Consider the following 13,902-nt stretch of genomic DNA (forward strand, 5'->3'; position numbering starts at 1 on the left):
TAATGAGCGAAAATTCAGTATTGAATGTAAGTGAAGATGGGCGTTTAGGAAAAATTGAAATTGCTCCAGTAGTAATTGAAGTGATTGCAGGGATAGCGACGAATGAAGTGGAAGGTGTTTCCTCTACTCGTGGAAATTTTGCAACAGATGTTGTGGAGAAATTCGGAAAAAAATCTCATGGCAAAGGAATTAAAGTCGAATTAACAGATGTGGGTGTAATGATCGATGTATTTGTTGTATTAGATTATGGGAAAGCAATTCCTGTTGTAGCAAAAAAAATTCAAGGGAATATTAGGCAGGCATTAAAAAATATGACTGCTCTTGAAATTGAGGAAATAAATGTACACGTTGTTGGCGTACAGATGGAAATGAAAGAAAAAGAAGAAGAGTGATTCTATTATTGAGGAGACCTTGAAAGAGAATAATTCTCTTTCAAGGTCTTTTCATGTTTGTTTGAATTGTCATAAATACAACAACTGGTTTTTATGCATCTATGGAATGTTAAAATTGATACTGATTGAAACAGTGTTTTTATCTAACAATCTATGGCTTTTTATGTTTGGATTCGTTATGATGTAGTTAAAATATTAATAGCATGGATGTTTGAATGTTAGCAAGGAGAATGGAAATGAAACGAAGAAATGCAAGAGAAAAAGCTTTTCAAATAATTTTTTCAATAGATAATGAAAATTTTGATCCGAATGAATCGCTAAAACAATTATTACAAAAGGAAGTACCATCTGATTTTTTAAACGCAATTGTTCATGGAGTATTTCAACATAAACAAGACATTGATGAGAAAATAACCAAACATCTTGAAAAATGGAGCTTAAATCGTTTAGCAACCGTAGAAAAAACATTATTACGCATTGCCACATACGAAATGTTCTATGACATAGATACACCACATGGAGTAGCGATTAATGAAGCTATAGAATTAGCACATGTTTATGGGGATGAAAAATCAGGTAAGTTTATTAATGGTGTGTTATCAAAAATGATTAAATAGGGGGAATGAGTTTTGGGTGCAGAAATCATTTATGGTAAAGAATTAGCACAGGAATTACGATTAAAGATGAAGCAAGAGGTTAGTGAATTAAAGAATCATGGGATTACACCAAAATTAACTGTTGTCTTAATTGGAGAAGATCCTGCTTCCAAGTCATATGTGAAAGGTAAACAAAAAGCATCCGAGTATGTTGGTGTTGATTCCGATTTGATTGAACTTCCTACAGAAACGTCAGAACAATCATTGTTGGAATTGATAGATAAGCTGAATCAAGACAAAGCGGTAAACGGTATCTTAGTTCAACTACCGTTACCTAATCATATTGATGAGCAGAAAATTATTGAAGCAATAGATCCAAGCAAAGATGTCGATGGTTTTCACCCGGTTAGTGTCGGGAGGATGCTTACAGGCAAAGAAACTTTCTTACCGTGTACGCCTCTTGGAATTATTACGATGTTAAAATCTAAACATATTTCAATGGAAGGTAAACATGCAGTTGTTATAGGTAGAAGTAATCTCGTAGGTAAGCCTGTAGGTCAATTACTTTTAAATGAAAATGCAACGGTAACATATTGTCATTCCAGAACAACTAACATGAACGAAGTAATTAAAATGGCAGATATATTAATTGTAGCAGTGGGTAAAGAAACATTTATTCATGGTGATCAAATTAAAAAAGGTGCAGTTGTTGTGGATGTTGGAGTAAACAGAAGCGAAAATGGCAAATTAGTTGGAGATGTTGATTTTGATTCAGCTAAAGACAAAGCATCTTATATTACTCCTGTCCCTGGTGGGGTTGGTCCAATGACAATTACAATGCTAATGCATAATACGATTCAATCTGCAAAATTAGCCCATGCTAAAAGGTAGTGAACAATGATGCAAGATAATTATTTAACGGTTACGGCCTTAACTAAGTATATAAAACGTAAATTTGAATTGGACAAACATCTTACAGATATATGGTTGAAAGGTGAAATATCAAACTTTAAGCATCATAGTAGAGGACATATGTACTTAACGATAAAAGATGATTACTCTCGTGTAAATGCTGTGATGTTTGCTGGAAATAACCGGTCGCTGAAATTTATACCTGAGAACGGGATGCAAGTTTTAATTAAAGGCCAGATTAGTGTATACGAACCTCAAGGACAATACCAATTGTATATTCAGCAAATGGAGCCAGATGGAGTTGGCGCATTGCACGTTGCTTTTGAACAGTTAAAAGAAAAATTAAATACTGAAGGGTTATTTGACAAAGCTTTAAAAAAGTCGTTACCTTTATATCCACAACACATTGGGATTGTAACTTCTCCAACAGGAGCGGCGATCAGAGATATTTTGTCTACGATTAATCGACGTTATCCAATAGCTACTGTTACTATTTTTCCGGCTCTTGTTCAAGGAGAACAAGCTCCGACTACTATCGTAACATCGATTAAACAAGCAAATGAGTCCACTGTTCCGTTAGACTTATTAATTGTCGGTCGTGGTGGAGGATCGATTGAAGAGTTGTGGGCTTTTAATGATGAACGTGTCGCAAGAGCAATTGTAAATTCTAACTTACCCATTATTTCAGGAGTAGGGCATGAAACAGATGTGACAATTGCTGATTTTGTAGCTGACGTTCGAGCAGCTACACCAACAGGGGCAGCAGAGTTAGCTGTTCCTTCAAAAGACGATGTACAGCAAAAGGTAGTCAACATGACACAATCTATTAGTCAGCTTTTAACTTACCGAATAGAAGAATCAAAAAATAAATTGGAACGATTACAAAAAAGCTACGCATTCCGTTACCCATCTCAGCTTATTAACCAAAAAGAACAAGAACTAGATAAACGGATAGATCAATTATCAAAAACAACTGTTTCAATTTATCAACATAAAATGAATCAATTTAATCAAAGCTCACTTCGGTTGAGTAATCAACACCCTGATCAGCAAATTGACTTAAATCAAAAGGATATCGTTCAATTATCTAAACGACACAAGCGAGCGATGGAAAACTTACTTGAGAAATACAAGTATGATTTTGTAACAAATCTGGATAAATTAAACTTGCTTAGTCCTCTCCATACGATGAAAAGAGGATATTCAATCGCATATACACAACAAGGTTCCATTATTCAGAAAACGGATGATGTAAAAGTTAAAGACGCTATCTCTATTGAGGTTCAAAATGGTGTGTTGAGCTGTTATGTAAGTGGAATAGAGGAGGGAAAAACAAATGACAAATAAGGAACTTACTTTTGAAGAAGCGATGAATCAACTTGAGGAAATTGTTGAAAAGTTAGAAGAGGGAGAAGTCCCATTAGAAAAGGCAATTCAATACTATCAAGAAGGTATGCGCTATTCAAAAATATGCAGTGATAAATTAACAAATGTAGAAAAACAAATGACACAAATAATGAATGAGCAGGGGGAAACCAAGCCATTTGAAATACAGGAGGATAAATAAATGACGCAGGATTTGGCAACATTTATCAATGAAAAAGAGCAAATGATTACTAATGAGCTGATTCATAAAGTTGCCGAGTTATCAATTCCTAATCAATTGAAGGAATCCATGCTCTATTCTATTAAAGCCGGAGGAAAAAGAGTTCGTCCTTTATTAATGCTAGCTAGCTGCGAAGCGTATGCTGGTACATATAGGAAAGTGCTGAATACGGCTTTAGCTTTAGAGATGATTCATACTTACTCATTAATACATGATGACCTTCCAGCTATGGATAATGATGACTTAAGAAGGGGTAAACCAACTAATCATCGAGTTTTTGACGAAGCGACTGCTATTTTAGCTGGAGATGCTCTATTAACTTACAGCTTTGAACTGATCGCTTCAGATGAGCAATTAACCGAAACGCAAAAAATTCATCTGATAAGACGTTTGGCTGAAGCGAGCGGTCCTAAAGGAATGGTTGCTGGTCAATCTCTAGATATGCAAGCAGAAACTAAAGCAGTCCAACTTGAAGAATTAGAAACGATTCATCATTTAAAAACAGGTCAATTATTGCATTTTGCGCTCGAAATGGGTGCCTATCTTGGTGGAGCCGACAAAAATCAACTAAGCGCAATTGGTGATTTCGCTACATATCTAGGATTAATCTTCCAAGTGCAGGATGATATATTGGATGTTACTGGTAATGCAGAGCAAATTGGAAAGCCAGTAGGTAGTGATGAAATTAATTTTAAAAGTACATATCCAAAATTATTAGGTTTAGAAGGTGCGATAAATAAAAAACAAGAATATGTAACAAAAGCAAAAAATGCTTTACATGAAGCGAAGGTTACAACTAGTTTACTTGAACAATTTTTAATGTATATTAGTGATCGAGAATCATGATTAATTTTGATTGAAACGACGTGTGAAATGTGTTAGTATAGCAATATAATGGGAATGGTGCAGTATTCTAGTCGGTTCTCCGTTTCTGAAGGCGGGCCTAAAAATCCGCTAAAGGGCACATCGATGAAGTTCCTTGTGTCGGCTTGAGGCGCCCAGCCTTGGGTTGATGCTGGGAGTTAAGGTTGCAGGGCGATCCACAAAGGCATGTGGGCGTTGACCCTGCTTCCGCGGAGGCCCATCTCTGTGGTAAGTCTAAGCCAAAGCTATTACCATGGACTGGGGTATGAACCTACGCAATAAGAGAAAGGGAAATCTTGTTCGTAGCGTAGCCTGCCTTGAGTGGTGTTCGAGGGGATTATAGTTGTAAATACAATACTGGGTGGCCACTGGTAGCTGTGTTTTTATCTATATGAAATCGGGACTGCAAAAGAGGCTAGGGAGCGGTTAAGAGCTGCTGAGGAAATCTCCTAGACTGTTCCAGAGGACGTTTAAAAGGGATTATAGTACGGACTAAGTGGCAATCCAGTCTAGCTGTTGGTAACAACGCTAAGGTTCGTTTAAAGGGGAACCGCCAGAATGGCAACATTCGGTACGAATCTGGGAAAACCTACTGGACCTAAGCCGTAGTTTTTACCTTTTAGGCGACCATTCCACATACATATTTATAATGAGGTATACATAAATGGCGAAATCAGAGTCGCAAATAAAAAACACGATAAAATTTAGTATAAGTATTGCCGTTATCACATTTGTGTTAGCGGCTATTTTTTCAGTTATCTCTTCATCCATTCTTAGTGGTGTCATCTGGCTTGTCGGCTTGTTTATTGTGTTAATTATTGTTTTGATTGGTATTGTTTTTGACATGCTAGGTATTGCTGCAACTGCCGCAGATGAAGTTCCTTTTCATGCCATGGCTGCAGAGAAAATACTTGGGGCCAAGCAGGCAATCCAAATTGTAAGAAATGCTGATAAATTTGCTAGTTTCTGTAACGATGTCATTGGAGACATTTCGGGTGTGATTAGTGGCACTGCTTCAGCAATTGTTGTTCTTCAGTTAGCAAACGGTTTCGGGTATGGTGAAGGCTCCTCCATTCAAATTATTATTTCTGTTATAATGACAAGCTTAGTTGCAGCTTTAACTGTTGGTGGTAAAGCATTGGGTAAATATTTTGGGATACACTCTTCAACAAAAATTATTTTTTTTGCAGGAAAAGTTATTGCAATAATAGAAGATAGATTTAAAATGAAGATTGTGTCCAAAAAGTAATTGTTACTTATCAAAAAGGTTTGTGCTGTTAATTTGATAGCAATACTTATTGATATATAGGAATGGAATGACCAATCGATAAATAAAACAACTTAAAGAATTAAAAAGGAATTTAAAAAATGGCAAACAAAGTGAGATTAGATACGTTATTAGTAGAGCGCGGATTAGTTGAAACAAGAGAAAAAGCAAAAAGAACGATCATGGCTGGTCTAGTTTTTTCAGAAGAAAATCGCTTGGACAAACCAGGGATGAAAGTGGATGCTGATTTATCATTAAAAGTAAAAGGTAAAGCAATCCCTTATGTAGGTAGAGGTGGATTAAAATTAGAAAAAGCATTGCAGCGATTTAATATAAATTTAAATGACCGGACAATGGTCGATATTGGATCTTCAACAGGTGGGTTTACTGATTGTGCACTACAAAATGGTGTGGAAAAATGCTATGCCATTGATGTTGGGTATAATCAATTGGATTGGAAATTAAGGAATGATCCCCGTGTTGTTGTAATGGAGAGAACTAACTTTAGACATGTAAAAAAAGAGATGTTTACAAATGGTGTTCCTAATTTTGCAAGCATTGATGTTTCATTTATTTCTTTACGCCTAATTTTACCTGTCTTACAGACTATATTAGCGTCTGAAAGTGATGTTATTGCATTGATAAAACCACAATTTGAAGCTGGTAGAGAACAAGTTGGCAAAAAAGGAATTGTTAGAGACAAAAAAGTTCACAAACAAGTTGTTACTAAAATTATTTCCTTAGCAAATGACTTGGATTATACTTTAGAGAATATCACTTATTCACCGATTACTGGTGGAGATGGTAATATTGAATTTCTTGCCCACTTGTCTTGGAGAAAAAGTAGTCAAGCGGATCTAGCTGGTCAAGAACTTGAAAACCTGATTGATCAAGTAATATTAGAGGCACACAAAGTACATGAATAGGTATGAAATATGGAGATGTTTTTTGTATTTTGCTTAACTGAAACACTACAGGAGGTTTAACAATGACAAAGGGGCAACGTCATATAAAGATACGCGAATTAATTACTGAGAATGATATAGATACACAAGATGAATTAGTAGAGGCATTGCACAATCTCGGATATAATGTAACTCAGGCTACTGTTTCAAGAGATATAAAAGAACTTCATTTAGTAAAAGTCCCCATGGCTGATGGAAGATACAAATATAGCCTACCCGCAGATCAACGCTTTAATCCATTAGAAAAACTAAAAAGACTGATGCGCGATGCGTTTATTCGTATGGACCAAGCAAACAATCTTTTAGTATTGAAAACATTACCAGGTAATGCAAACGCGCTTGGTGCGCTGATTGATAATTTAGATTGGGTCGATATTTTGGGCACCATTTGCGGTGATGATACGATTCTTATTATTTGTAAAGATGAAGATATCGCTTTACAAACTCAAAATCGTTTTTTAGACATGTTGTAAAAGTAAAGGAATCTAATGAAAATGTGAGGTGTAACAAGTGTTAACCGAACTTTCAATTAAAGATTTTGCAATTATTGAAGAGCTAACTATTACGTTTAACAAAGGATTAACTGTTTTAACTGGTGAAACTGGTGCAGGTAAATCGATTATTATTGATGCTATTCAATTACTTGCTGGTGGAAGAAGCTCTGTTGAGTTTGTTCGACATGGAGCTAAAAAAGCAAGTTTAGAGGGACTATTTTCAATCGATAACGATCGTCATGCTGTATATACCATTAGTGAAACATTTGGAATTGATATTGATTCTGATGGAATGGTTGTTTTATCAAGAACAATCAGTTCAAATGGTAAAAGCATCTGTCGTGTAAACGGGCATTTAGTGACATTAGGGATTTTGAAAGAATTCGGAAAATCCTTGATTGATATTCATACACAACATGAAACACAGTCTTTAATGGATGTTGATCGTCATATTGAGTTATTAGATTTGTATAATAAAACACAAATGGAAGAAGCTAAGCGTGATTATCAAATGCTTTATCAAAAATTAATCACGATTCAAAGCAGATATAAGCAATTAAATGAAAACGAACAAGAAACAGCACAACGTCTTGATTTATTAACTTTTCAATTAAATGAGTTAGATCAAGCGAATTTAACCCCTGGTGAAGATGAACAGCTAAGAGATGAACGTGAGAAATTGTTAAATTATGAAAAAATTTTTACGGGTGTTCGTGATGCATATGAGTCCTTGAGTGGTGAACAGCGAGCAATTGATTGGCTCAGTATGGCGTTATCTGGTTTAGAAACAGTTAGTGAATATGATGCATCCTTTAAACAACAAAAAGAAGCATTCACAAATTATTTTTATCTTATTGAAGAGATGTCAATTGAGCTACGCAATTATCTAGATACACTGGAGTATGATTCAGAAAGATTGAATGAATTAGAGGGCAGGTTAAATGAAATAAACCGCCTTCAAAAAAAATACGGTTCAACTGTTGATGACATGCTTGAATACGCATCTGTTATCGAAGATGAATTGGATGAGATAAAGAATAAGGATTCATCTATTGAAAAACTGGAGCAAGAACTAACAGAAATCGGACAAGACGTATTAGTTGAAGCAAAGCATCTTAATGATTTGAGAATACAAGCAGCCAATGAATTAAAGCAGGCGATACAGCAAGAGTTAAAAGATTTATATCTAGACAAAGCAGTATTTGATATTAATATTTCCATAAAGAAAGGAAAAGTAGGGAATATTGAATTAGATGGCATACCGATTCAATTGAGCGAAAGTGGTTATGATCATGTCCAGTTTTTAATATCAACTAATCCTGGCGAACCGGTCAAAGAGTTAAATAAAGTGGCTTCTGGCGGTGAGTTATCTCGTATTATGCTTGCCATGAAAAAAATATTTGCGAATCATCAAGGAGTTACTAGTGTTATTTTTGATGAAGTAGATACAGGTGTAAGTGGAAGAGTTGCACAGGCTATTGCAGAGAAAATTCATAACATTTCTGTTGGATCACAAGTGCTATGCATCACACATCTACCTCAAGTAGCGGCGATGGCAGACACACATATGCTTATTCAAAAACAAGTAAAAGATAATCGTACAATGACATCGATAGAGTCCCTCTCCACCGAGAACAGAATAACAGAAATTGGGAGAATGATAACGGGAACTGAATTAACTGCTACATCACGAAAACATGCGCGTGAATTAATCGATCAAGCAGGAAAATTAAAGTAATTATATACATTTATATCTAATGAATCAACCATGTAGATTAAGGGCTACATGGTTTTGTCTTTTATGAACGAAAAATTATTATGTAATTAAGGAAATCATCTCCGTTTTTTCTGATCTTTGCAGGGTTTAAAAACACAATGGAAAGGTCACATTAGAAATACAGAAAAAATAAAAATGGGTCAAGGAACGAGGAGCGTGAATGATGAGAAAAATAAATATACGTGCAGTCGTAGGAATATTACTCCTTGTTACTTTCCTAAGTATGCCTTTTATTACACCTATTCAAGATTATGTTTCAATTCCTGACAAAATCACGATTTTCCACAATGATGATGATGTACTTGACTTACCTAAAATAAATGAAGTACAACAAACTACCGCACAAAGTGATGAAGTAATTAAAGCGATAGATGCATCAACCTTTAAATCCGTAGATGATGGTAAAAGTTCAATTATTTATGAATTTGCGGATTTCCCAATAAAAAAAATTGATGTTGATGTATTAAATCAGTATAAAGTAGTTCCAGGCGGACAATCTGTTGGTGTTAAACTACAGACATTGGGAGTGTTAGTAGTTGGCCATCATCTAATCGAAACAAAAGCTGGGGAGAAATCACCAGGGGAAGATGCTGGTTTGCAAGTAGGAGATGTAATATTGAAAATAAACAATCAAGAGGTCAAGCAAATGGAAGAAATAACACCATTTGTAAAACAGGCTGGTGAAAAAGGAGAAGCCGTTCAGTTATTAATTAAACGTGGAGATAAAACAATGGAAAAAAAATTATTTCCTGCATTAGATAAAAATGAACAGGCTTATCGAATTGGATTATATATTAGAGATTCGGCAGCAGGTATTGGGACAATGACATTTTATGATCCGAAAACAAAAAAATATGGTGCGCTTGGGCATGTCATTTCAGATATGGATACAAAAAAACCAATTCAAATTCACAATGGGTCGATTGTAAGGTCGTCAATTACTAATATTCAAAAAGGTAATAATGGCGTACCTGGTGAAAAACAAGCTTCCTTTGATGAAGAAAATCAGCCGTTAGGTTCGATTGTAAAGAACAGTCCATTTGGAGTATTCGGAGAAATAAACCAAAAACTACAGGACAGTAATTGGAATAAACCGATGCCAATCGCATTGTCTCATCAAGTGGAAGAAGGAGAAGCACAAATTTTAACCGTTGTAGATGGAGAAAAGGTTGAAGCTTTTGATATAGAAATTGTAAACAGTGTAGAACAAAATAATCCAGCAACAAAAGGGATGATTATTAAAATCACTGATAAAGAATTGCTAGATAAAACTGGTGGTATTGTGCAGGGGATGAGTGGCAGTCCAATTATTCAAAAAGGAAAGATAATTGGTGCAGTAACGCATGTATTTGTCAATGACCCTACAAGTGGATATGGTATACACATTGAATGGATGCTACAAGAAGCAGGTATTGATATATACAAAAAAAATAAAAAAGCAAGTTAATAAAAAAACTCTTATTGTTACATGCAATAAGAGTTTTTTGGTGTATGTATGTGACTTATAAATTATTGTATTAATTTGTCGTAAATAAACGGATATGGTCGAAATCATTAGAAAACAAGAGTAAATCTAAAAAAAAATAAGTTTTTTCAGTAATTTGAAGGAAAAAAATAACTTATGTCGAAAATAATTAACTGAGATTAAATAGAAATAGGGAGGATAAAAATGGTTGAAAAAATTAAAGTTTGCTTGGTGGATGATAATCAAGAGTTAATTGAGTTAATGGAAGATTACTTCGAAAGTCAGTCAGATATTGAAGTTATTGGAACTGCTTATAATGGGAAAGATGGGCTGAATTTAATTCAAGAGAAAGAGCCGGATATCGTTGTGTTAGATATTATCATGCCACATATAGATGGATTGGCAGTATTGGGTAAGCTAAAAGAAATGAATTTGCATAAAAGACCAAATGTTATTATGCTTACGGCTTTTGGACAAGAAGAGGTCATGAAAAATGCTGTAAACTTAGGTGCTTCCTATTTTATTTTAAAACCTTTTGATTTAGATAGTTTAGCTGAACAAATTAGGCAAGTATATGGCATACCTGTTTCAAAGGCAATAGAAAAGCCAGCAAAGGAATACAATAAATTTGATTTAGAAACAAGTATCACACATATCATTCATGAGATAGGTGTTCCAGCACACATAAAGGGTTATATGTATTTACGAGAAGCGATCACAATGGTTTATAACGATATAGAACTATTAGGATCTATAACAAAAGTATTGTATCCGGATATTGCTAAAAAGTTTAACACGACAGCTTCACGTGTAGAACGTGCAATTAGACATGCTATCGAGGTGGCATGGAGTAGAGGAAACATTGATTCGATTTCCGCACTTTTTGGCTATACGATTAATGTTTCTAAAGCAAAGCCGACAAATAGTGAATTCATAGCAATGGTTGCTGATCGACTTAGATTGGAACATCGTGTTTCCTAAAGCTATCACCTGCTAAGTAATCCCTTCTCTTTTGACATATTTTTATGTGAAAAGAGGAGGTATTATTTTATTGCATACAAACATTTTACATGTATAAATTTCCTTTTATGTGACACCTTAAACAAAAAAGGAGGTAATAAATTGAGAAAATTAATATGTATTGCTGTATTATTGAGTAGCTTTTTTATGCCTATACATGTATTTGCAAGCACAAGTTATACGGTGCAATCAGGTGACACAATGTGGAAAATTGCAGTTCGTTATCAAATTGGTGTTACTGAAATTATTGAAGCTAACCCTCAAGTTAAAAATCCTGATTTAATTTATCCAAAACAACAGCTAACTATACCAGACATAGACGCTGTGAAACGTACGGAACATTTGGTCATACAATTGACAAATCAAGAGCGAGCGAAATATGGTCTACCTGCTTTAAAACCTGATTGGGAACTATCTCGTGTAGCACGATATAAATCGACAGATATGAAGAACAAAAACTATTTTTCCCATCAGAGTCCAACATACGGCTCACCGTTCACTATGATGAAAGATTTTGGGATTTCATACAAAAGAGCAGCAGAAAATATTGCAAGAGGACAACAGACGCCTCAACAAGTTGTTAGAGCTTGGATGAATAGTGCGGGACACAGAAAGAATATCTTAGGAGATTTTTCACATATTGGTGTAGGGTATGTATCAAACGGAAAGTATTGGACGCAATTATTTGTGAAAAAATAAATGAAAAGCCTTGATTTTTATATCAAGGTTTTTTTAAAACGTGTATAAGTGTATATTTCAGTGAATAAAGGTATCTAATCGATTCTAATGACCTAGATAGCTGAATACGCAAAGATAATCTTGAATAATCAGAATTTTATCATAACATTTTTTGAAAAAGTATGGTAATATTTAATACTATAGAAAATATAAATGGAGAGGTTTTTTAATGAAAGTATCAAAATTCGGAGGAAGTTCAGTAGCGAGTGCTGAGCAACTAAAAAAAGTAGCAACAATTATTCATGAGGATTCAGATAGAAAAGTGATTGTCGTCTCAGCACCAGGGAAACGCACATCAGACGATACGAAAGTAACAGATTTATTAATAAAATTAGGAGAAGCATATGTAAATGGACAGCCTTATCAGTCACAATTGGAACTTGTGTTAGACAGATTCCATTCTATTTTAAAAGAACTTGATCTTACAGATAAGGTAATCACTGAGATAAAAGATGATTTTGAAGCAGTCATTGTTAGTCATTATTCTGTACCATTTAAACTAGAAGCAATTAAGTCGATTGGAGAAGACTCTCTAGCTAAAGTATTAAGTGAATATCTTGTGAAAATAGGTCTGAATGCTACATATTTAAATCCAAAAGAAGCCGGAATTATACTTAGCGATCAACCTGGTAGTGCCCAAATTTTAGATGAAAGTTTCGATCTGCTATATAAATTGCATGAGCGCAAAGAAATTGTTGTCATCCCTGGATTTTTTGGTTACACAAAAGAAGGAAAATTAGTTACATTTTCTCGTGGTGGTTCTGATATCACGGGTTCTATTGTAGCTGCAGGAGTGAAAGCTGATTTATATGAGAATTTCACAGATGTTGATTCTGTTTATTGTGTTAACCCAACTATTGTTGATAATCCAAAAGAAATTACATCCTTAACCTATAAGGAGATGCGTGAGTTGTCCTATGCTGGTTTTTCTGTATTTCATGATGAGGCACTTTTTCCAGCATTTAAAGCAAAAATTCCTGTATGCATTAAAAATACAAATAATCCTGATGGTCTTGGTACAATCATTGTTTCTGAAAAAGAAGTCAGAGGAAACCCTGTTGTAGGAATTGCATCAGATACAGGATTTTTAAGTTTATATGTTAGTAAATATTTAATGAATAGAGAGTTAGGATTTGGTCGTCGCTTACTGCATATTCTTGAAGATGAAAATATTTCTTATGAACACACACCATCTGGTATCGATGACCTTTCTGTTATAATTAGAGAAAGTCAATTGCCTCTTAAAAAAGAAGCAAAAATAATTAAACGTATTCAAGAAGAACTAGAACCAGATTTAGTTTATACAGAAAGAGATTTGGCATTAATTATGATTGTAGGAGAAGACATGAATAGTACGATTGGAGTTGCGTCAAAAGCTACAGAAGCTTTTTCACGCGCGAACGTTAATTTAGAGATGATTAATCAAGGATCTTCTGAAGTATCATTGATGTTCGGGGTGAAAGAAGAAGGGGTAGAACGAGCAGTTCGTTCATTATATCAAGCTTTTTTTAATGAAGAATAAAAGGAATTACACTAATAAATTTAAAAAGTATTAATTTAATAAAAAGTGATATGGCAGGGATACGCTAGACATTGATATGACGTGCGCCTGCCTTTTTTATTATTTTGAAAAGTTATTTATGATAACATAACTTGCTAAAAAGAATATAAATAGCTATGATGGAACTATATAAAATACAAAGACAAGTATTTTTTGTAATTAGAGTTAAGGAATGGCTATTTCAAATCGCTTATACACTTCATTAAAAGTTAATACATTAGCGTAGAAGTGCCCCTTTCTTGCTT

At 34.5% G+C, this 13,902-nt stretch carries 14 protein-coding genes; all 14 read left to right on the forward strand.

Annotated elements, in window-relative coordinates; translation table 11 throughout:
- Window positions 1-2 precede the first annotated feature (2 nt).
- The 14 genes from ACH6CY_RS05505 (at window position 3) to ACH6CY_RS05570 (ending at window position 13,618) form a co-directional block, all read left to right on the forward strand.
- On the forward strand, window positions 3-392 hold the full coding sequence (locus tag ACH6CY_RS05505; protein ID WP_374066273.1) for an Asp23/Gls24 family envelope stress response protein: 390 nt from the start codon (window positions 3-5) through the stop codon (window positions 390-392).
- A gap of 236 nt (window positions 393-628) precedes the next feature.
- Window positions 629-1,009 carry a transcription antitermination factor NusB gene (gene nusB, locus ACH6CY_RS05510; RefSeq protein ID WP_374066274.1) on the forward strand — a complete coding sequence of 127 codons (381 nt, stop codon included), beginning with the start codon at window positions 629-631 and terminating at the stop codon, window positions 1,007-1,009.
- A 12-nt stretch (window positions 1,010-1,021) separates the two neighbouring features.
- Complete coding sequence (gene folD, locus ACH6CY_RS05515; protein ID WP_374066275.1) at window positions 1,022-1,879, forward strand: bifunctional methylenetetrahydrofolate dehydrogenase/methenyltetrahydrofolate cyclohydrolase FolD; 858 nt, start codon at window positions 1,022-1,024, stop codon at window positions 1,877-1,879.
- A gap of 9 nt (window positions 1,880-1,888) precedes the next feature.
- Window positions 1,889-3,247: an exodeoxyribonuclease VII large subunit gene (gene xseA, locus ACH6CY_RS05520; protein WP_374066373.1), complete on the forward strand. Its 1,359-nt coding sequence runs from the start codon at window positions 1,889-1,891 to the stop codon at window positions 3,245-3,247.
- Window positions 3,237-3,467 (forward strand): exodeoxyribonuclease VII small subunit, encoded by a 231-nt coding sequence (locus tag ACH6CY_RS05525; RefSeq protein ID WP_374066276.1) that lies wholly within the window; start codon window positions 3,237-3,239, stop codon window positions 3,465-3,467. The genes xseA and ACH6CY_RS05525 overlap by 11 nt, the downstream gene beginning before the upstream one ends.
- Entirely contained in the window at window positions 3,468-4,352 is an 885-nt protein-coding gene (locus ACH6CY_RS05530) for a polyprenyl synthetase family protein (RefSeq protein WP_374066277.1), read from the forward strand.
- 682 nt (window positions 4,353-5,034) lie between these two features.
- Window positions 5,035-5,619 carry a hypothetical protein gene (locus tag ACH6CY_RS05535; RefSeq protein ID WP_374066278.1) on the forward strand — a complete coding sequence of 195 codons (585 nt, stop codon included), beginning with the start codon at window positions 5,035-5,037 and terminating at the stop codon, window positions 5,617-5,619.
- Window positions 5,620-5,738: 119 nt separating this feature from the next.
- A complete protein-coding gene (locus ACH6CY_RS05540) occupies window positions 5,739-6,563 on the forward strand; it encodes a TlyA family RNA methyltransferase (protein ID WP_374066279.1) in 825 nt (274 codons plus the stop codon).
- Between the two features lie 62 nt (window positions 6,564-6,625).
- The gene (gene ahrC, locus ACH6CY_RS05545) at window positions 6,626-7,075 is read left to right on the forward strand and encodes a transcriptional regulator AhrC/ArgR (RefSeq protein WP_374066280.1); all 450 of its coding nucleotides are present in this window, start codon (window positions 6,626-6,628) and stop codon (window positions 7,073-7,075) included.
- Window positions 7,076-7,112: 37 nt separating this feature from the next.
- The gene (gene recN / locus ACH6CY_RS05550; RefSeq protein WP_374066281.1) at window positions 7,113-8,834 is read left to right on the forward strand and encodes a DNA repair protein RecN; all 1,722 of its coding nucleotides are present in this window, start codon (window positions 7,113-7,115) and stop codon (window positions 8,832-8,834) included.
- 202 nt (window positions 8,835-9,036) lie between these two features.
- Window positions 9,037-10,320, forward strand: coding sequence for a SpoIVB peptidase (spoIVB, locus tag ACH6CY_RS05555; RefSeq protein ID WP_374066282.1), 1,284 nt, complete (start codon window positions 9,037-9,039; stop codon window positions 10,318-10,320).
- Window positions 10,321-10,542: 222 nt separating this feature from the next.
- Window positions 10,543-11,319, forward strand: a complete 777-nt coding sequence (gene spo0A, locus ACH6CY_RS05560; protein ID WP_374066283.1) for a sporulation transcription factor Spo0A — start codon at window positions 10,543-10,545, stop codon at window positions 11,317-11,319.
- A 186-nt stretch (window positions 11,320-11,505) separates the two neighbouring features.
- Window positions 11,506-12,057: a SafA/ExsA family spore coat assembly protein gene (gene safA, locus ACH6CY_RS05565; RefSeq protein WP_374066374.1), complete on the forward strand. Its 552-nt coding sequence runs from the start codon at window positions 11,506-11,508 to the stop codon at window positions 12,055-12,057.
- 208 nt (window positions 12,058-12,265) lie between these two features.
- Entirely contained in the window at window positions 12,266-13,618 is a 1,353-nt protein-coding gene (locus tag ACH6CY_RS05570; RefSeq protein ID WP_374066284.1) for an aspartate kinase, read from the forward strand.
- Window positions 13,619-13,902: the final 284 nt, after the last annotated feature.

It is taken from the genome of Paraliobacillus sp. JSM ZJ581, assembly GCF_044383835.1.
Classification (GTDB): Bacteria; Bacillota; Bacilli; order Bacillales; family Amphibacillaceae; genus Paraliobacillus.

What these genes read in the sequence shown, in the direction of transcription:
- ACH6CY_RS05505 (WP_374066273.1), top strand. Translation starts at nt 3, where the DNA reads ATGAGCGAAAATTCAGTATTGAATGTAAGTGAAGATGGGCGTTTAGGA.
- nusB (WP_374066274.1), top strand. Translation starts at nt 629, where the DNA reads ATGAAACGAAGAAATGCAAGAGAAAAAGCTTTTCAAATAATTTTTTCA.
- xseA (WP_374066373.1), top strand. Translation starts at nt 1,889, where the DNA reads ATGCAAGATAATTATTTAACGGTTACGGCCTTAACTAAGTATATAAAA.
- ACH6CY_RS05525 (WP_374066276.1), top strand. Translation starts at nt 3,237, where the DNA reads ATGACAAATAAGGAACTTACTTTTGAAGAAGCGATGAATCAACTTGAG.
- ACH6CY_RS05530 (WP_374066277.1), top strand. Translation starts at nt 3,468, where the DNA reads ATGACGCAGGATTTGGCAACATTTATCAATGAAAAAGAGCAAATGATT.
- ACH6CY_RS05535 (WP_374066278.1), top strand. Translation starts at nt 5,035, where the DNA reads ATGGCGAAATCAGAGTCGCAAATAAAAAACACGATAAAATTTAGTATA.
- ACH6CY_RS05540 (WP_374066279.1), top strand. Translation starts at nt 5,739, where the DNA reads ATGGCAAACAAAGTGAGATTAGATACGTTATTAGTAGAGCGCGGATTA.
- ahrC (WP_374066280.1), top strand. Translation starts at nt 6,626, where the DNA reads ATGACAAAGGGGCAACGTCATATAAAGATACGCGAATTAATTACTGAG.
- spoIVB (WP_374066282.1), top strand. Translation starts at nt 9,037, where the DNA reads ATGAGAAAAATAAATATACGTGCAGTCGTAGGAATATTACTCCTTGTT.
- spo0A (WP_374066283.1), top strand. Translation starts at nt 10,543, where the DNA reads ATGGTTGAAAAAATTAAAGTTTGCTTGGTGGATGATAATCAAGAGTTA.
- safA (WP_374066374.1), top strand. Translation starts at nt 11,506, where the DNA reads ATGCCTATACATGTATTTGCAAGCACAAGTTATACGGTGCAATCAGGT.
- ACH6CY_RS05570 (WP_374066284.1), top strand. Translation starts at nt 12,266, where the DNA reads ATGAAAGTATCAAAATTCGGAGGAAGTTCAGTAGCGAGTGCTGAGCAA.